General features: G+C 41.7%; 19 protein-coding genes. 15 read left to right on the top strand and 4 right to left on the bottom strand.

Annotated features, from left to right (window positions below; genetic code table 11):
• Window positions 1–40: 40 nt before the first annotated feature.
• Window positions 41–619: a dipicolinate synthase subunit B gene (locus ACYVD3_RS15180; protein ID WP_460643329.1), complete on the bottom strand. Its 579-nt coding sequence runs from the start codon at window positions 617–619 to the stop codon at window positions 41–43.
• Window positions 620–630: 11 nt separating this feature from the next.
• Window positions 631–1,464, bottom strand: a complete 834-nt coding sequence (dpsA, locus tag ACYVD3_RS15175; protein WP_460643328.1) for a dipicolinate synthase subunit DpsA — start codon at window positions 1,462–1,464, stop codon at window positions 631–633.
• A gap of 120 nt (window positions 1,465–1,584) precedes the next feature.
• Between dpsA and dapA the strand changes: the two genes are divergently transcribed.
• Window positions 1,585–2,475 carry a 4-hydroxy-tetrahydrodipicolinate synthase gene (gene dapA, locus ACYVD3_RS15170; RefSeq protein WP_460643327.1) on the top strand — a complete coding sequence of 297 codons (891 nt, stop codon included), beginning with the start codon at window positions 1,585–1,587 and terminating at the stop codon, window positions 2,473–2,475.
• 104 nt (window positions 2,476–2,579) lie between these two features.
• Window positions 2,580–4,595, top strand: coding sequence for a methyl-accepting chemotaxis protein (locus ACYVD3_RS15165; protein ID WP_460643326.1), 2,016 nt, complete (start codon window positions 2,580–2,582; stop codon window positions 4,593–4,595).
• A 73-nt stretch (window positions 4,596–4,668) separates the two neighbouring features.
• On the opposite strand, the gene ACYVD3_RS15160 is transcribed toward ACYVD3_RS15165, so the two are convergent.
• Complete coding sequence (locus tag ACYVD3_RS15160) at window positions 4,669–4,911, bottom strand: HPr family phosphocarrier protein (protein WP_460643325.1); 243 nt, start codon at window positions 4,909–4,911, stop codon at window positions 4,669–4,671.
• A 182-nt stretch (window positions 4,912–5,093) separates the two neighbouring features.
• Here ACYVD3_RS15160 and ACYVD3_RS15155 point away from each other — a divergent pair, with 182 nt between their 5' ends.
• From ACYVD3_RS15155 to ACYVD3_RS15105, 11 genes are all read left to right on the top strand, one after another.
• Window positions 5,094–6,062 (top strand): helix-turn-helix domain-containing protein, encoded by a 969-nt coding sequence (locus ACYVD3_RS15155; protein ID WP_460643324.1) that lies wholly within the window; start codon window positions 5,094–5,096, stop codon window positions 6,060–6,062.
• 97 nt (window positions 6,063–6,159) lie between these two features.
• Window positions 6,160–6,564: a hypothetical protein gene (locus ACYVD3_RS15150; protein ID WP_460643323.1), complete on the top strand. Its 405-nt coding sequence runs from the start codon at window positions 6,160–6,162 to the stop codon at window positions 6,562–6,564.
• A 24-nt stretch (window positions 6,565–6,588) separates the two neighbouring features.
• Window positions 6,589–7,509: a DUF2156 domain-containing protein gene (locus ACYVD3_RS15145; RefSeq protein WP_460643322.1), complete on the top strand. Its 921-nt coding sequence runs from the start codon at window positions 6,589–6,591 to the stop codon at window positions 7,507–7,509.
• A gap of 2 nt (window positions 7,510–7,511) precedes the next feature.
• The gene (locus ACYVD3_RS15140; protein WP_460643321.1) at window positions 7,512–8,561 is read left to right on the top strand and encodes a GNAT family N-acetyltransferase; all 1,050 of its coding nucleotides are present in this window, start codon (window positions 7,512–7,514) and stop codon (window positions 8,559–8,561) included.
• 232 nt (window positions 8,562–8,793) lie between these two features.
• Window positions 8,794–9,783 carry an aldo/keto reductase gene (locus tag ACYVD3_RS15135; protein WP_460643320.1) on the top strand — a complete coding sequence of 330 codons (990 nt, stop codon included), beginning with the start codon at window positions 8,794–8,796 and terminating at the stop codon, window positions 9,781–9,783.
• A gap of 48 nt (window positions 9,784–9,831) precedes the next feature.
• Window positions 9,832–10,029, top strand: a complete 198-nt coding sequence (locus ACYVD3_RS15130; RefSeq protein WP_460643319.1) for a DUF951 domain-containing protein — start codon at window positions 9,832–9,834, stop codon at window positions 10,027–10,029.
• A 151-nt stretch (window positions 10,030–10,180) separates the two neighbouring features.
• Window positions 10,181–10,468, top strand: coding sequence for a 30S ribosomal protein S6 (gene rpsF / locus ACYVD3_RS15125; protein WP_460643318.1), 288 nt, complete (start codon window positions 10,181–10,183; stop codon window positions 10,466–10,468).
• 22 nt (window positions 10,469–10,490) lie between these two features.
• Window positions 10,491–10,943, top strand: coding sequence for a single-stranded DNA-binding protein (locus ACYVD3_RS15120; RefSeq protein WP_460643317.1), 453 nt, complete (start codon window positions 10,491–10,493; stop codon window positions 10,941–10,943).
• Between the two features lie 21 nt (window positions 10,944–10,964).
• A complete protein-coding gene (gene rpsR, locus ACYVD3_RS15115) occupies window positions 10,965–11,231 on the top strand; it encodes a 30S ribosomal protein S18 (RefSeq protein WP_460643316.1) in 267 nt (88 codons plus the stop codon).
• Between the two features lie 293 nt (window positions 11,232–11,524).
• Window positions 11,525–12,643, top strand: coding sequence for a hypothetical protein (locus ACYVD3_RS15110; RefSeq protein WP_460643315.1), 1,119 nt, complete (start codon window positions 11,525–11,527; stop codon window positions 12,641–12,643).
• 118 nt (window positions 12,644–12,761) lie between these two features.
• Entirely contained in the window at window positions 12,762–14,102 is a 1,341-nt protein-coding gene (locus tag ACYVD3_RS15105; RefSeq protein WP_460643314.1) for a B12-binding domain-containing radical SAM protein, read from the top strand.
• A gap of 187 nt (window positions 14,103–14,289) precedes the next feature.
• On the opposite strand, the gene ACYVD3_RS15100 is transcribed toward ACYVD3_RS15105, so the two are convergent.
• Window positions 14,290–16,359, bottom strand: a complete 2,070-nt coding sequence (locus ACYVD3_RS15100; protein WP_460643313.1) for a methyl-accepting chemotaxis protein — start codon at window positions 16,357–16,359, stop codon at window positions 14,290–14,292.
• A 544-nt stretch (window positions 16,360–16,903) separates the two neighbouring features.
• Between ACYVD3_RS15100 and ACYVD3_RS15095 the strand changes: the two genes are divergently transcribed.
• A complete protein-coding gene (locus ACYVD3_RS15095; RefSeq protein WP_460643312.1) occupies window positions 16,904–17,557 on the top strand; it encodes a Crp/Fnr family transcriptional regulator in 654 nt (217 codons plus the stop codon).
• A gap of 247 nt (window positions 17,558–17,804) precedes the next feature.
• On the top strand, window positions 17,805–18,094 hold a 290-nt coding region (locus tag ACYVD3_RS15090; RefSeq protein WP_460643311.1), incomplete at its 3' end, for a helix-turn-helix domain-containing protein.

Here is an 18,094-nt window from a genome sequence, read left to right as displayed (position 1 = left end):
ACCGGCGTTCCCAGGTTTTTGAGGCTTTTGTGTTCAAGGACTAAAAAATGACAGGCTGAATCTGTTTCCCGTCTAAAGCAAATTCCAGGGTATCGGCAATACGGTCCGTATGGGCGATCATGGAATTAGGCTTTTTCACCGGGTCATCCTGGCCAAAGGGGACGAAATAAATATTCTTTGTATTAAATAATTCCCCCACATTTTTAAAATTGATTCCAAGGGCATCATTGGTGGAAAGAGAGATCACCAGGGGCTTGGAATTTCTTAAATGGGCTTTGGCCGCCATGAGCACCGGAGTATCGGTAATGCCGTTGGCCAGCTTTGCCAGGGTGTTGCCGGTACAGGGGGCAATGAGCAGGACATCCAGATAACCTTTGGGCCCGATGGGCTCTGCTTCTTCCAGGCTCAGTATGGGCTTATTGCCTGTCATGGAGGAGATCCGCTTCATATATTCCCCGGTATCACCAAAACGGGAATCCGTTGTCTGCACATTGGTGGAGAAGATGGGATAGATAATGGCTCCCTTATCCACCAGAACCTTTATTTCCTTTTCCATTTTATCAAAAGTACAAAAGGACCCGGTGATCGCCAGGCCTACTTTTATTCCTTCCAGCTTCATAAGACACTCCTTTACGACAGGTATTTCACAATTGCTTCAAATAAAATTTCCGCTGATGACTGGGGGGCATAGATCCCGGGCAGTCCCGGACAAAGTCTGGCGCGGATATTCTGCTGTTTGCAGAAATCAAAATCAACGCCGCCGGGAGCGGATGCGATATCAATGATGGTTACGTCCGGATCCATGGAACTGATCAGATCTTTTTCCAGGATGAGGGCGGGTATGGTATTAAAGATAAACTGATAGTCCCCCATATCCGAAGACAGCTCACCAAAGGATCTGGTATGAAATCCCATGGAAGCTGCCACAACAAGCTGTGTTTCATTCCGGCCTGCAATGGTCACGTCTGCATCCAGGCCTTTTAGTTTCAGTGCCAGAGTTTTTGCACATCGGCCAAAGCCGGTTACCAGACACCTGCTTTTGTGAAGACAGCCGGGGCTTAAACGGATCGCCTCTGCGATTGTGCCCTCTGCGGTGGCGATTGTATTTTTTACGGTGACATCCTCCATGTCCATGTAGTCAAAACATGCAATGCCGTTTTCTTTGGCATATTCCTTTACATAGGCAGGAATGCTTCCGCCAAAAAGGGTGTGGTCAGATGTCAGAAGGCTTAAAAGATTCCCTATCCCTAAGTCATTCATGCCATTGACGGAAAACAGGTTGATTTTGTCTCTGGTAAAGGGGATTGGGCAAAGGATAACATCACTGTTTTTTATGGCTTCCTCCATGGAAAACGAGGAATCCCCGCTGCTATGGTGAAGGGTTGTTTGAAAGCCGTTTTTGTTCAACATTTGGTTTAAATAAAGCTGCCTTGAATCGCCGCCTAAAAGAAGAAAATTATGCATACGGTCATCACTCCTTATAATGGTTTATATGATAAAAAAAATGATTTGTGTATGGTACCAACAAGGGATGTTTGTCATACTTTTGTTAGTATGAACCTCTAATTTTGGGAATGAGTGCCTATGAAAGATGCGATATTTAAAGGCTCCGCGGTAGCCATCGTTACGCCCATGGAGAGCCATGGAAACCTGGATTTTAAGGCAATGGAAAAATTACTGAAATTTCAGTTGGAAAACGGTACGGATGCCATTGTGGTCAACGGGACCACAGGGGAATCCGCCACATTGGAAGAAAAGGAAAAACTGGAACTGATCGAATTTGTGGTGCATTATGTAAACCATCGCGTCCCGGTGATCATGGGGACCGGAAGCAACTGTACGTCCCATGCCGTGCGCCTGTCCCGTAAGGCCCAGTCCTTAGGGGCCTCCGCTCTGCTGCAGGTGACCCCATACTATAACAAGACCTCCCAGCATGGGTTGGTGGAGCATTTTACGGCAGTGGCAGACAGCGTGGATATTCCTATCATCCTCTATAATGTACCCACACGCACCGGGGTGAACATTAATCCGGAAACTTATGCAAAGCTTTCGGAACATCCCAATATTAAAGCTGTTAAGGAGGCGGGAGGGAATATTTCCCATATTGCAAAAGTTGCGGCCCTTTGCGGCGACAAGCTTGATCTTTACTCGGGAAATGATGATCAGACGGTCCCCATTCTTTCCCTGGGAGGCAAGGGAGTGATCTCTGTTTTAGCCAATATCATGCCCTTTGAAATGCATATGATATGCCAGTACTTTTTTGAAGGCGAAATAGAAAAGAGCAGGAACCTGCAGTTAGAGCTGCTTGACATCATGAACGCCATGTTTATGGATGTGAATCCAGTGCCGGTCAAGGCGGCCCTTTCCGCCCTTGATCTGTGTGAAGAAAGCTACAGGCTCCCCCTGACCTGTATGCAGGATAAAGATAAAGAAACCCTAAAAAAGGTTATGAAATCTTATTTCCCACATCTATAGGATTGTGGCCCTTAATTGCCTCTGAAAATAATTTTCATTTTGGTTGCGAACCGACCGCTGCCATGCTATATTTAGTGTAACTAAACAAAGGAGGACGGATGTCTATGAAGCACAAAAGAAAAACCCACATTTTTACGAAGTTGCTATTCGGTATCTCCATTCCAGTTGTATTCATTTTTGTTCTGTCAGGAGTTTTCATCTCAACACAGGCGGGAAAGAGCATGCAGGCCCAGTCAATACAGACGTTGGACTCGGCTTCCCTTGCTGCGGCCAACCAGGTGAATTCATTCCTGACTTTTTATTTGGCCGAAGTAAAGAGCGCTGCTGCCAGCAGCCAGATAGAAACTTTTCTTACCAATGCCACCGGGAAGGTAAGGCTGCCAGACAGTGAGGGCTACCCAGAGGTGAAAAAGACCCTGGATAAGCTGCAGGCAACGGATCAGGAAAATATCCTTGCGGCATGGGTGGCAGATCTTGATGTCAGCCAGGTGACCCAGTCGGATAACTTTACATCGGATGATGGCTGGGATATTTCCAAAAGACCCTGGTACAGGGCCATGGAGCTGGATCACCCCATCCTGACAGAGCCTTATGTGGACGCCAGCACGGGGCAGATCATTGTAAGCGCTGTCTGCGGAGTGTTCAGTGAGAAAACAGGGGAGCCCCTTGGTGTGGCGGGAGTTGATATTCAATTATCCCAGTTGGTTACGGTCTTAGGCAATTATAAGATCGGCAGGACCGGCTCCGTGATCCTGGCCACGGAAGGCGGCCAGATCGTGTATCACCCCAATAACGACCTGATCCAGAAGACCATTCCGGAGATCGATATTTCCCAGAATATCAAGGATGCATTTGCCGGACAGGCGGTTGGAAACTACGATTATACCATGGAAAAGGTGCCGTATTTCGGCTCCATCAACCGGGTAGGCGATTCTGGATGGCTTGTATTGTCAAGCATCCACCAGTCAGAGGTGCTTTCCTCCAAAAAGGCGATAGTCAGCATTGTAACTACCATCTTTATCCTTGGCTCTTTTATCCTCATCCTGATAATATTCGTAATGGCCAGGGGGATATCCAAGCCCCTTAGAAAGCTGGCTGTCATTGCAGAGCGGATCGCAGAGGGAGAGCTTGACCTTCAGGTGGATGTATCCGGCAATGACGAGATCGGCATGGTGGCATCGTCCCTTGGAAATACGGTGAGCCAGTTAAAGAACTATGTGAATTACATAGACGAAATTGCCGCAGTGTTAAACCAGGTTGCGGAAAAAGATCTGGTTTTCCAGCTTCAGTACGATTATAAAGGTGATTTTGCAAAAATCAAAGAATCCCTGCTGAAGATCAGAAGCACCCTTACCACTACCATGGAGCGGATCACCGTGACCTCTGACCAGGTGGCATACGGCGCCCAAAGCATTTCGGCCAGTTCCCAGGCTCTGGCACAGGGGGCGACAGAACAGGCCAGCTCCGTGGAAGAACTGGCGGCTACCATTAGTGAGATTTCCCATAAGATCCAGCAGAACGCAAAGGATTCCACCGGAGCCACGGAACAGGCGGTTCTTGCTTCTAAGGAACTGGGAACCAGTAACCACCACATGAATGAGCTGGTTTCAGCTATGGCGGAGATCAATGTAAGCTCCAGTGAGATCGGAAAGATCATTAAGACCATTGAGGACATTGCTTTCCAGACCAACATACTGGCTTTAAATGCAGCGGTGGAGGCTGCCCGTGCGGGAGAGGCCGGAAAGGGCTTTGCAGTGGTTGCCGATGAGGTGAGGAATTTAGCTTCCAAAAGCTCAGAGGCGGCTAAAAGCACCACCCATCTTATTGAAGGATCCATTCAGGCTGTAGCAAACGGCTCCAGGCTTGCGGATGAAGCGGCTGAGTCTCTGACAAATGCTGTAAACAGCACACGTTCTGTTTCTGAAATGATAGGAAGGGTATCAGAGGCTTCGATTCAGCAGTCTGAGGCGATCCGGCAGGTTTCCGTTGGAATTGATCAGATATCAGGCGTGGTTCAGACCAATTCGGCCACTGCGGAAGAAGGGGCTGCCGCCAGCGAAGAGCTTTCCGACCAGGCAGAGATGTTAAAGGATCTGGTAAACGAATTTAGATTTCATTGATGGATTATAAATAAAAAGAGATGCCCGGTAAATCATTGGTTTACCGGGCATCTCTTGATTTTGAATGTATTGGTCATGCCGTTTTCTGATCATGGAGAAAGCTGGATAAGGAATCCAGGATCTCTTTATGGTCATTGTCATGGATGATAAGCTCCAGATCATTATCCGGACAAATAGTCAGAATGCCGAGAAAGGACTTGGCATCAATAACAGCGCTTCCTTTGCATAAATCCATGTCACAGTCATACTGGTTGACCGCCTTGACGAATGCGGTCACTTCGTCTATGCTGTTTAAGCGGATGGGATATTTTTTCATATGTCTCACCTCGTTAGTAAAGATGGTTGTATTGGGATGGATTTCCCAACTGATTATATGATACTTTATGATAAATAAGCATGTCTAAATTTGTATAAAAACCGTCTTTTCTTGCAAATAATGAGGAGATGGTGATATAATAGTTGGGGAAAGGTAGGGAAATCTGCCGTTTGGAGGGAAGCATGAAAAAAGAACTTCTGGAATATTTAAGGAATGCATCGGAAGGGAAAAACGGTATTTTGAATGAGGAAGCTTCCGTTCTGTGCCACTGCGGAGAGGGACCGGAAAACAGCGGGGTTAACAGGGATAATGCAATGGGACGGGGAAAGCTGATGAATATGTGCTGCCAGCCCCACAAGGTTCCTATTCCGGATCACAGCCACAATTATGTGGAGCTGGTTTATATGTACAGCGGGTCTGCGGTCCATGTGATTAATGGCAGCAGGAGCCTGCAGTTGGAAACCAACGATCTTTTGCTTATAAGGCAGGGGACCATTCATGGAGCTGAACCGGCAGTCGGAGAGGATATTGCAGTCCATTTCTTCTTAATGCCGGAATTTTTTTTCCATCCGGAGCTGATGGCAGAGGATGGAATCGTTCTCCGCCATTTTATCACCGGGCCGGCCTCAGGGAGACATTCCGTAGCGGATTACCTTCACTTTCATTTACAGGATATGCTGCCAGCAAGGAACCTGTTGGAGAATATGATCTGGTCCATGACCAAAGATAAAAAGGGCAGGCAGGAAATTAATCAGGCTACCATGGGAATACTGATTATGGAGCTGCTTCACAATGGGGATAAGGCAGAATTGCATGACCTGGCTCAATATGAGGAGAAAATCGCAATGACCGCATATCAGTACTTAGAGAACAATTATTCCACCGCAACGCTGGAAGAGTTTTCGACTCTGTCCATGCAGCCGTCTTATTATATCAGCCGTTTATTTAAACGGCATTTTCAAGTGACGTTTACGGAATGCCTGCAGCTCATCCGAATGATCAGGGCGGCAAATTTTCTTGCCTCCACATCAAAGCCGGTGGAAGAGATCATTGCGGAGATCGGCTATGAAAACAGCAGCTATTTTCACCGGCTGTTTAAGGAACGGTATGGGATGACGCCTAAGCAGTACAGGGATAAGTCAAAGGACTAATTCTGAAAAGATTATGAAATATTTCCCAGGAAGATTGACTTTCGTCCCGCAGGTTATTATAGTTAAGGCAAAATGAAGAAGGGACGGCACACATGGGATGAATGGATTTAGGGAACGTTTTGCCCGTTTTATGATCGGAAGATACGGCATGGACAGGTTGGGGCAGTTTTTAAATGTGGTTGCGCTTGTTTTTATTGCAGCCGGTTTTTTCAGCCGGAGCAGGCTTCTGGACACGGTAGGGCTGGTTCTCCTGATTTTGTGCTATTTCCGCATGTTTTCTAAGAATATCGGAAAGCGTTTCGAAGAAAATCAGAAATTTGAGCGCATCTGGTTTCGTATCACGGAAGCATTTCGGAAGTGGCGTTTTAAACTTCAGCAAAGCAGGAAATTCCATATTTATAAATGCCCAGGCTGCGGGCAGAAGATCAGGATCCCCAGGGGAAAAGGAAAGATCAGCATCCATTGCCCCCAATGCGGCACTGATTTTATTAAAAAAAGTTAGCAGTAATTATAGAAGGGAACGATTATGAATTTACAATTTAAGCCGGTCGAGGCAGAGGACATTAGCAAAATAGCTCCTTTTTATGCCTTACGGCCCAACAAGACATGTGACAGTGTATATTTAGACAGTTTTATCTGGAGAAATTATTACCATGTGAAATACGCCATAAGCGACGGGAAGGCCTTGCAGTTTTTAATGGAAAAGGATGGAGAGCCTTTTTCCGCCATGCCTATGTGCAAAGAGGAGGATCTTCCCCATTATTTTCAGGAAATGGTGGATTATTTCAACCAGGTTTTAAAAAAGCCTTTTCGCATTTTCCTTGCGGATGAGGCGGCGATTAATTACTTAAAGCTGGATCCGGAGAAGTTTGAAGTCAGGGAAGAAGAGGACTTAAAGGATTATCTTTACGATGGGGAAGCCATGAGGACGCTGGCTGGGAAAAAGCTTCACAAGAAGAAAAACCATTTAAACTCATTTTTAAGGGAATACGAGGGCAGATATGAATACCGTACCCTTTGCTGTTCAGACAGGGATCATGTGCTGGGATTTCTGGATGAATGGTGGGAAAATAAGGTGGAAGCTGCAGAATTCGTCCGTCAGCTTGATTATGAGGTGATGGGGATCCACGATATATTGAAGAACTGCTCCCTTCTTAACGTGCGGATGGCAGGAGTTTTTATTGACGACGATTTAAAGGCATTTACCATCGGCACCTACAATGCCCTTGAAAACATGGCGGTCATTCATATTGAAAAGGCTGACCCAAATGTGAAGGGACTTTACCAGTTTATCAACCAGCAGTTTCTGATTCACGCATTCCCGGAAAAACCGGTGCTTGTCAACCGGGAGGATGATGTGGGAATGGAAGGCCTTCGAAAGGCCAAAATGTCTTATTACCCCATTGACTTTGCAAGAAAATACGGAGTAGCTCAGAAGGGCTTATAATTATGATACGGTATTTGAAGCAGGAAGAAAAAGGCGAGAGCCGGGCGCTGTGGGAGAAGGTTTTCTCTGAGGATTCCCAGAGCTTTATAGAGTATTATTATTCGGACAGGGTACGGAAAAATAAGATTCTCACCGCCTGGAAGGAAGATCATGTGGTAGCCATGCTCCACCGCAATCCTTATGAGGTAGTGGTCAAGGACCGCCTGTGGAAGGTGGATTATATTGCCGGAGTTGCTACGGACCCGGATTACCGCCATCAGGGACACATGAGGCGGCTTTTAAGCCGCTGTTTTTCCGATATGTATATGGAGCGGATGGGCTTTTGCTTTCTGGTGCCTGCTGATCCGGCAATTTATTTTCCCTTTGATTTCACCTATATCTGCGACTTGCCGGAAATGGGGCTGAACGAGAAGGGACGCTTACACTTAAGCCGCCGGGCTTTTGTGGAGCGGTCGGATGAATGCAGGGAAGCTGCCAGATTTGTTGGAAGGCAGTTGGAAAAAAGGTATGAGGTCTATGCGCTCAGAGATGAAGAGTATTATCAGAACTTAAGCAGGGAAGTCAGAAGTGACAGAGGAGACTTAATCCTTCTTTTCACCCAGGATGAAAGAGAAAAACTGGCCGGGGTATGGGCTTATTACGGAGAGACGGCGGCAAATCAGCGGGAACTTGTCTGCCTGCCTGATTATGTAAAGGAAACAGGCCCCTTAAAACCGGCTGTCATGGGCAGGATCATTCACCTGGAGCAGTTCGTTTCCGTGATACGCTTAAAAGAGGAATGCCCGGTCAGCGAGATGGAATTGCTCATTGAGATAAAGGATGATTTCATCCGCCAGAATGACGGAGTGTTCCGGTGGCGGCTGGGGCAGGAAGGTTCCTCTCTTGTTCCTGTAAAGGACGGGGAAGGGATCAAGCCCCATTTGTCTCTGGGGATCAGCGAAATGACTTCCTGGCTCTTTGGATACGGGATTCCAACCGTGCCTGAGGACAGAAGGTCCCTGGTGGAACGGATCCGGCCTTTAAAGGGAGTGTTCTTTGACGAGATCACTTAGGTGATTTTACTGGAAGGAAATGAAACATAGAAGCTTTAGCGGGTTCGTTTGAATCCGCTTTATGTTTTGAGCGAGCAATGAGTCGAAGGAATATTCTTGCATATTCCTTCGGCAAATGCCGCAGCAACTAAGAAAAACTCACAAAACGTGTTTTTCTTAGTCTGGAAAATGCCGGCTGCAGAAACTGCTGTCCGGCGATTCATGAAAGAAGGAAGAAAAGGAGAGAAACAGTATGTATCAGGCGGCAGAAAACAGATATGAGAAGATGGAATACAGGCGCTGCGGAAGGAGCGGAGTTTTGCTCCCCATGGTATCCTTAGGCTTGTGGCAGAATTTTGGCCTGGAAAAGCCTTTGCCGGAGCAGAGGGAGATTCTTTTAAGGGCATTGGATATGGGGATCACTCATTTTGACCTGGCAAACAACTACGGTTCCCCGGCAGTGGGGAAAGCAGAGGAGAATTTCGGAAAGATTTTAAAAAGTGATCTGGAAAAATACCGGGATGAGCTGATCATTTCCACCAAGGCCGGATTTGATATGTGGCCCGGGCCTTATGGGAACTGGGGATCCAGAAAGTACTTAATGGCCAGTCTAGAGCAAAGCTTAAAACGGATGGGGCTGGAATATGTGGATATCTTCTATCACCACAGGCCGGACCCGGAGACTCCTTTAGAGGAAACCATGGGGGCCTTGGCTGACATCGTGAGACAGGGGAAGGCCCTTTATGTGGGAATCTCTAATTACGGGGATCATGAGGCAAAGGAAGCGGTTCTCATGTTAAAAAATATGGGAGTCCCCTGCCTGATCGAGCAGCCAAGATATAACATGTTTGAGAGAGGGGCGGAAGAAGGGCTGTTTGACACCCTCCTTGAAAACGGTGTGGGCTGCATCTGCTACAGCCCTCTGGCCCAGGGAGCTCTGACTGATAAGTATTTAAAGGGCATTCCACAGGGATCCAGAGCAGCAAGGCAGGGAACCACCGTGGGCGGCCGCTACTTATCAGAGGAAAAGCTGGATCAGATCAGGCAGCTAAATGAACTGGCTCTGGAGCGGGGGCAGACACTTGCCCGAATGGCTCTTTCCTGGGTGCTTCGGGAAAAGGCTGTGACTTCCGTTCTCATCGGAGCCAGCAGCGTAAAGCAGTTGGAGGACAGTACGGCCTGCCTTGATAATCTGAAATTTACCCAGGAAGAATTGGAAAAGATCGATTCTATTTTAAAATAAGTGGGAAACAAGGGAAGTTTGTCATGGACAGAAGGGCAGGCGAATGATATGAATTACCAGGTCGGAGATATTGTAAAACTCAAAAAGCAGCATCCCTGCGGAAGCCAGGAGTGGGAAATTTTAAGGGTCGGCGCGGATTTTCGCTTAAAATGTATGGGCTGCGGCCATCAGGTCATGGTGCCAAGGAAGCTGGTGGAAAAGAACACCAGGGGATTAAAGGGACAAGATGGCCAGCCTAAGGCTTAAAATGGCGAAAAACAAAGGAAAAGGTTCGGAAAAATGGGAAAAGGACTTGCTTTTATCAAATGTTTCCTGTATAATATTAATCCGTGACATATAGATTCCTTGCTCCTGAAACTGAAAGCAGGGGCCAGAGACCACAAGGAGGTAAAGAAGCATGAACAAATATGAGTTAGCCGTTGTTCTTAACGTAAAGCTCGAGGATGAAGAGAGAGCAGCAGCCATGGAAAAAGTTACGGGTTATATTACTCGTTTCGGCGGCGCTGTAACCAACGTTGATGAATGGGGTAAGAAGAGATTAGCTTACGAGATTCAGAAAATGAAAGAAGGATTCTACTACTTCATCAAATTTGATGGCAATTCCACAACTCCCAACGAGTTGGAAGCACACATTCGTATTATGGAGCCTGTCATCAGATACTTATGCGTAAGACAAGAGGCATAATAGATAAAGAAAGCGTGATCGTATGAACAAAGTAATCCTTATGGGCAGATTGACCCGTGATCCAGAAGTAAGATATTCCCAGGGAGAGCGTGCTATGGCGGTTGCAAGGTATACCCTTGCGGTTGACCGCAGAAGCCGCAGAAATCAGGACGGCAATGAGCAGACTGCTGATTTTATCAATTGCGTTGCATTTGACAGAGCAGGAGAATTTGCGGAGAAGTATTTCCGTCAGGGCATGAGAGTACTGATTTCCGGAAGGATCCAGACTGGAAGTTATACGAATAAAGAAGGCGTAAAGGTTTATACAACTGATATCGTTGTAGAAGATCAGGAATTCGCTGACAGCAAGGGCGGAGCGTCCGGAGAAGGCGGCGGTTATCAGCCAGTCTCCAGGCCGGCACCCACCAGTGCGATCGGCGATGGATTTATGAATATTCCGGATGGAGTCGAAGACGAAGGACTTCCATTCAACTAAATCTAACAGGAGGTAGTACCAATGGCATATAATAAGAATGATAAAGCTGATGGCGCTAAGTTCAAAAGAGGCGGCATGCGCAGAAGAAAAAAGGTATGCGTATTCTGCGGTGAGAAGAACGGCGTTATTGATTACAAAGATGTTAATAAATTAAAAAGATATGTATCTGAAAGAGGAAAAATCCTTCCAAGACGTATCACTGGTAACTGTGCGAAGCATCAGAGAGCGCTTACAGTTGCAATTAAGAGAGCAAGACATATCGCTCTTATGCCTTACACTATGGATTAATTCCTTATTTTATAAGGGGTTGCCAGTAGGGTAAAGGATTTTTACTCAAAATTTACTCAAATCGGGATGATTTTTCCGGTTGGTTTTTAGCTGGGAAGAGAGTTTCGTAATATGGAAAGACTTCACATGAGAGTGTGGGGTCTTTTTAATTATAAAGAGATATTTCCATATCCTGGTATATAGTATATAATTACTCATTAGTAGAGCATTTGAATATATAATTAAGTTCTATGCAAAATAGCAATAAGGGGAAATTCGTCTTTGATAAATAGACGTTGGAATGGGGGCTTACAGTGGAGCGATGTGATGTATGTTCTAGGCTATATTTTAACATATTTGATTGTTTAGAAGAAATATGTACTGGAACTAATTATGAAAATACTAGATTACTATATTTTTTAAAAATGGCATATGACATGGAACTAATATTTGAACCATGCTCTAATTGGTCAAATTGTGACAGTGGGCTCGAACATGAGATGAGTATAAAAATAGCTTGTACTTACCTTGAAAATGAAAATATTTCACAATTAAAACAAGCATTGCAGTTTTGGGAACTTTCTCGCGCTCATGATAAGATTTTTTCTGCTGCCAGCAAAACCCCTCCAAGTGAATTTAAAACAGTAGAAATAATTCGACCCAATGAGAATATTTGTACCATATATCTAGACTTTAATATTTATCAAAAATATGAGGAAAACATAGATTTTCAGAGATTACTGAGTAAGTGCGTTCAAGATACAAGTCTATGGTTTGTATATGGCTCAGTTCATTTAGATGAGGTTTGTAGAATGAATAGTGAATCGTTTGAATCGAAACGGATTGAGAGTTTACAACATATTACGAATAATAAAGAGGTGCTTTATTATGATGATGAAATTTTATTTTGTTATGAAGATATAATAGAGGCGCTGAAGAGGGCGAAGAAAAACATGGAACTTAATGAGGGTGCAGAAAACTTGAAATTAGCGCATTCTGGTGACAAGCAGGCCTTTCATATTCAATATTTAAAGGATTCTCATAAAAAGCAAATAAATAATTTGCACATAGCAGACTTAAATGAGGGAGAGCTAAACGAAATTCTTAAAGGCGTTATAGCATGTCCTTATAGTATTGACGAACTTAGAAATTCAGACTATAAACTGAATGATCGTAATTTTATATGCACTGGAATACGTTCATTATATGAGATGTTAGATACTCTAGGATTTTATAGCGATAAAAAGGAACGTACTATTCGAAGTAGTGTTTATGATATAGAACATTTATGCTATGCAAGTAAATGCAAGTATTTTGTTACGGCGGACAAATATCTTATGCAACGAGCAAAAGAAATTTATTTAATTATGGGAATATGCACAGAAGTAAAAAGTTATGAGGAATTCAATACTTGGCTGCTTAATCACAATTAAATTACACATTATGAGTAAGAAGCATTGTATCCACTTGTAAGTGCTCACTATGTTTATATGGAATCGTGAGATAGCAGTAATTGTGATATAAGATAAGATATTATACGGGGGCATTAAATTGGATAATGAAACAATTTTGATGATAGCATCAGGCATGAAAAAGAGTAAAAAACCATTTATAAAAAATAGTGTTGAAAATATTTATCTAAATTATGGTTTATTAGGACTTGGATCTATACTTTATGATAAAGGGTATACAAAAGTTAAAATGTTTCAGGGCGATAGTAAAACAATTCAGGAGATGTTCGATGAAATAGCTTCTACAGAAGTTGATATTAAAAAAATAAAATATCCGGTGTTCATTTCCGTTCCAAGTTTTTTTGCAATTTCATGGGCGATAGAATTCATAAATGAAATAAAATCTAAAAGCCCCAATATTAAAATAATTTTAGGAGGTAGATGGGTTCTAGACCAAAATTTAGACTGGTGTAAAGAAATATTTACAAATGTTAATTTTTTTAGTTTAGGATGTAGTGATGAGATTATTGATATGTTATTAGAACCAAATAATTGGAGCCGTTATCAATCAGTGCAAATCTCTAAAAAACCGTTTTCAAGATTTTACTTTAATATTTTGAATAACTTTAAGGAATATCAGCCAGTAATTGAAATATGCCGGGGATGTGGGCGAGGATGTGAATTTTGTTTAGAAAAGCATTATCCAGTAAGTATAATAAAATCTGCAGAAGAAGTTATTTTAGAGGCTAAGTCTATCTCCGAAATTTATGGAACAGACGATTTGAATTTTTATTTTCAAGCATCTATATTTAATCCATCAGTAACATGGTCAAAAGAATTTTTGGATTTATATAAAAAGTATAATATGAAGTTTCACTGGAGATTTGAAACGAGAGTAGATACTATTAGCTTAGAATCATTAGAAATATTAGTTGAAGCGGGCCTAAAGGTCATTGATTTAGGGTTGGAATCAGCTTCAGTTCATCAAATAGAAAGAATGGGAAAAAGTAAAAATCCAAAAAAATATCTTGCTAGAGCAGATAAGTTGCTGCATAAAATGTATGAATTAGGTATATGGAGTAAAGTTAATTTATTGCTTTATGTTGGTGAAACAAATAAAACGATTAATGAAACAATTGTTTGGCTTGAGGAACGAAGGAAGTATATAAAAGGTGTTTCTGTAAATCCTATTATTGTTTATTTAAATGGCAATCAAACTCAGGATTTTATAAAATATATCGATGAAGAAACTTTAATAGAAGTAAATAGAGAGAATCTAGACAAATTTGGTTATACATTCATAAGCCTAAGCAAAGAAATAAATATTGTTAAATCACAAGAAATTACAAATATGTTAGTAAAAAAATTTATGACAAATGAGGATTATTTAATGTTAAAAAATGTATGTTATACAAGACGTAGTGCAAATGGCCAGTACTAATAGATTTAAAATATGATTACATAGTATTTTAACAGGGAAACTTAATGAACCATACCCATACGCAAACTGATATAGAAAAAGTAAGTGAGAGGTGTCTTCCAGCAATGGATAGCACCTCTCTTGTAAATATATCTTCTGTACTTGTTATCTCAGAGATAACAATAATTAAATCTTATTAATGTTTATTTCAATACTTTCCATCAGTAACGCTTACAATGTTGTTATTAAGCAAAAAGGAATCATCAGAGTCCACATTATCATTCTTTGAATATAACAAATAATTGGTTTCAGTAAGGCTGAATTTAGAAATAAGCTCCTTTAGAACATTAGATTGACCAGATAGTTCTTCACTTGCTGCGGCACTTTCTTCCGCGGTAGCAGCGTTTGTCTGAACCACTGAAGAAATTTGATCAATTCCCTGATTTATTTGAACTATTGCCATAGCTTGTTCTTGAGAAGTTTGTGCAATCTCGTCTATTAATGCAACTGCCTCCATTGTCACTTCTACGTTTTTCTCTAGAGAAGCTGCTGTATTGCTGGAAATTCGGGATCCATTTTCAACCGCTTTGATTGTTTCACCGATTAAAACAGTTGTATTCTTTGCTGCCTCAGCTGACTTCCCGGCAAGATTTCTGACTTCATCTGCAACAACAGCAAAGCCCTTTCCGGCTGAACCTGCACGGGCGGCCTCAACTGCAGCGTTCAATGCGAGAATATTTGTTTGGAACGCAATGTCATCAATAATTTTAATGATCTTAGATATTTCAGATGATTTTAAGGTGATCTGATTCATTGCGGTTATCATATCCTTCATTTGGTCAATGCTGCCATGTAATTCCTTTTCTGCAAATCCTGATTTCTCATGTGCTGATTTTGCATTTTCAGCGCTTTTTCTAATTTGTTCAGTTAATTCTGCAAGTGAAGCGGATAATTCCTCAATAGAGCTGGCTTGTTCGGTTGCTCCCTGGGAGAGGGCTTGTGCACTGTTTGCAACTTGCTCTGCGCCACTATTAACTTGTTCTGCAGATTGATTAATTTGCAGTAATGTAGAATTTAAATTTTCAAGTAGTGCCTGCATATTATCTTTAAGTTTTTTAAATTGGCCGGCATATTCCTTATGAAGCTCAATCTTTAAATCACCATGTGACATATCTTGTAAAGCATCGCATATTTCATCTATATATCCCTGATAATTTACCAGCTGCTTAATGGTAAGGTTAAACGCATCAGCAAGCTGGCCAACTTCGTCTTTGGACTTTATAGAGAGCATAACATCAAATTTGCCTTGAGCGATTTCCTGTGCTGCAATAGTGACCGTTTTAATAGGCATAGATATACTGCTGCTGACAAAATACGTTATTAATGCACCTATGAGGATTGCTGCAATAGATATAAACGCAAGGGTTTTTACCAGCAAGTTAATACTGGATAAAATATCATTTTTTTCAACCCCGAATATGATAATCCAGGGAGTATCCTGAATTGGTGCGTAGCCTGCGATTTTAGTAACGCCATGATATGTATATTCCCCGCTGTCAATTTCACGAGAAGTCATTTTTTGGGTAAGCTCTCCCAGTTCTCGTAAAGATTCATCAGTTTTCATATTTTCGATGTCATTATCTTGAGCAAAAACCAAATCTGTATTTTTGTGTCCCACTGTTACGCCTTGATTGTTAATCATATAAGCGTAGCCTGTTTGCTTATAACTTACGCTGCTTACAATTTCACTTAGTGTATTGCCATCCCTTCTTCCATAGATGACACCTACAAGCTCGCCCTGATCATAAACAGGTGCGGAAAAAATGGTAACAAGTTCACCGGTAGCACTGCTGATAATCAAGTCTGATACCGACGCCTGGCCACTTAGAGCAGTTTGAAAGTACTCGCGGGAAGCCACATTAGTGGTTTCATGTTTAGAGTTGAAAACGGTTGCGTTTCCTTCCTTATCAGCAAAGGCGAAAGCAAGATAACCAGATCTTTTGGCTTCTTCTTCAAAAAAGGCAACCTTTTCATCAAACGTCAGATTTTCATCTAATAAAATAGGATTTTGGGCAAGAGAACTGATATATGCCAGTTGCCCGTCAATTCTTGCCTGTACATACCTTGCCTCTTGCTTTGCCATATCCATTAAATGGTCATGGGCATCCCGGACAAGTTGGTTGGTAATGGCAGTTGTTGTAAAGGTCCCTATGCCTATATTTAAGATAAGAATAATTGCTGTAAATATCAGTAAAAGCTTGTATTTAATTGATTTCATCGTCTTAACCTCCCGGTAATATTTATTGATTTTAATTGTTTTGATTTTTAAATCTTGAATAATGCAACTTATTAATTCTTTGCTGGCAGGTGTTTTTCCTTGCAAGGAATACTTTATTATTTTTCTTTTTCTTCAAAGAATTCGGCAGAGCCTCTGCAGGCATGATCAATGGCCTTTTACATTTTCTTTTTTAATTCTGATACTGTAACACCATATTCTTTAGCAATTTTTCTATGGATTTTTTTCATGTATGAAATCCCTTCTTTGATTAAAGCCTCATTGATCGATTTGTAATATTATAAAAGGCATAACATTTAACAATGTTTCCAGGTGAGGAATGGATACAGAATTAGGACATGGCCTAAGGTACATAACGAATCAGTTAATTATTCTTTATATTTATCAGTTAAGATGCTTATTTTTATTGTGGAAACCTCCTGTTTTGTGGTTTAATTGCTAATAACGATACTTTACAGTTAATTAATTTTAGCATATAATTAGATAACCCACCGTGTCACATGCTACGATTTTGAGGCGAATTTTGATGAAATATGTAGATTTGATAAAAAATACTTTTATTGGCTGTCAATTGACAGATGATGAAATAAGGATGGCTCGCAAGAATTCTGATTTGATAATTAAGCATTTTGATAAAGGGCAATTTTTACATTTGGAGGGTGAGAAATGTCTTAGTCTGGAAATTTTGCTGGTTGGCAGTATTGCTAGCATGCAAATTGATGAATATGGGACAGAATTAGTTATAAATACTTTTGAAAACTATGAAATAATTGCCGGTAATATCCTGTTTGGAACTTTACCAAAGTATCCCTTGTCCTTTTTTTCTGAAACAAAAGGGACCTTATTGCAAGTTAATAAGTTATTTTTGTTTGACCTTTTTATAAAAAGGCCCAATGTACTTAAACAGTTTTTGATTCTTATTTCCGATCGTGCGATAAGTCTGGGCGGTAAAATCAGGCTTGCCAAGCGAAAGTCATTAAGGAATAATATTATGGAATATTTGTATTCACAAAGTTTATTTCAGGGTTCATCTATCATTACTTTACCTATTTCAAAAACAGAGCTTGCTAATAGATTTGGAGTACAACGAACCTCCGTGTCAAGGGAATTCTCCAGAATGGAAAGGGATGGATTAATAAGATTAAAAAATAAAACTATTGAAATATTAAATAGACTATAAAGCGCTGCAATTTAACTTTCTAATTTGAAAAAGGCTTCATATGGCGGTGTGAGGTCTTTTTTTAGTTAATTATCTATGAAAACCTTTATAAAAATCTGGTTATATTTTTACTGATTTTAAGGATGTAAATGCTATTATAATAGTTGACCACTTTCAACCGATTCGCTAGCGAATTAGTTTACCACCTTGAAATAAATATCCTGTAAGATTTACAAGTATCAAAAATTCTTACAAGGAGATGAAAGGTGTGATTGTTGAAGTGGATTTATATTACAGAATCCGAACCCTCTACAATGAGGGCGAATCCATACGGTCTATTTCCCGCAGACTTGGTATCTCGCGACAGACTGTCAAGAAGTATTGCGAAGGCAATACCTACCCCGATCTTCGAAAAGCATATACTCGGGAGTCTGGCGTCATCACAGATGATGTCAGAGATTTTATCAGAGCCTGTCTTGAAGAAGACAGACTCATGCAGGTGCCAAAACAAAAGCATACTGCAAAACGTATTTATGACCGCCTTGTAGCAGAAAAAGG

It is taken from the genome of Lacrimispora brassicae, from assembly GCF_054772055.1.
The sequence above is the reverse complement of the archived record's forward strand: the minus strand, read 5'-3'. Positions and strand labels throughout refer to the sequence as shown.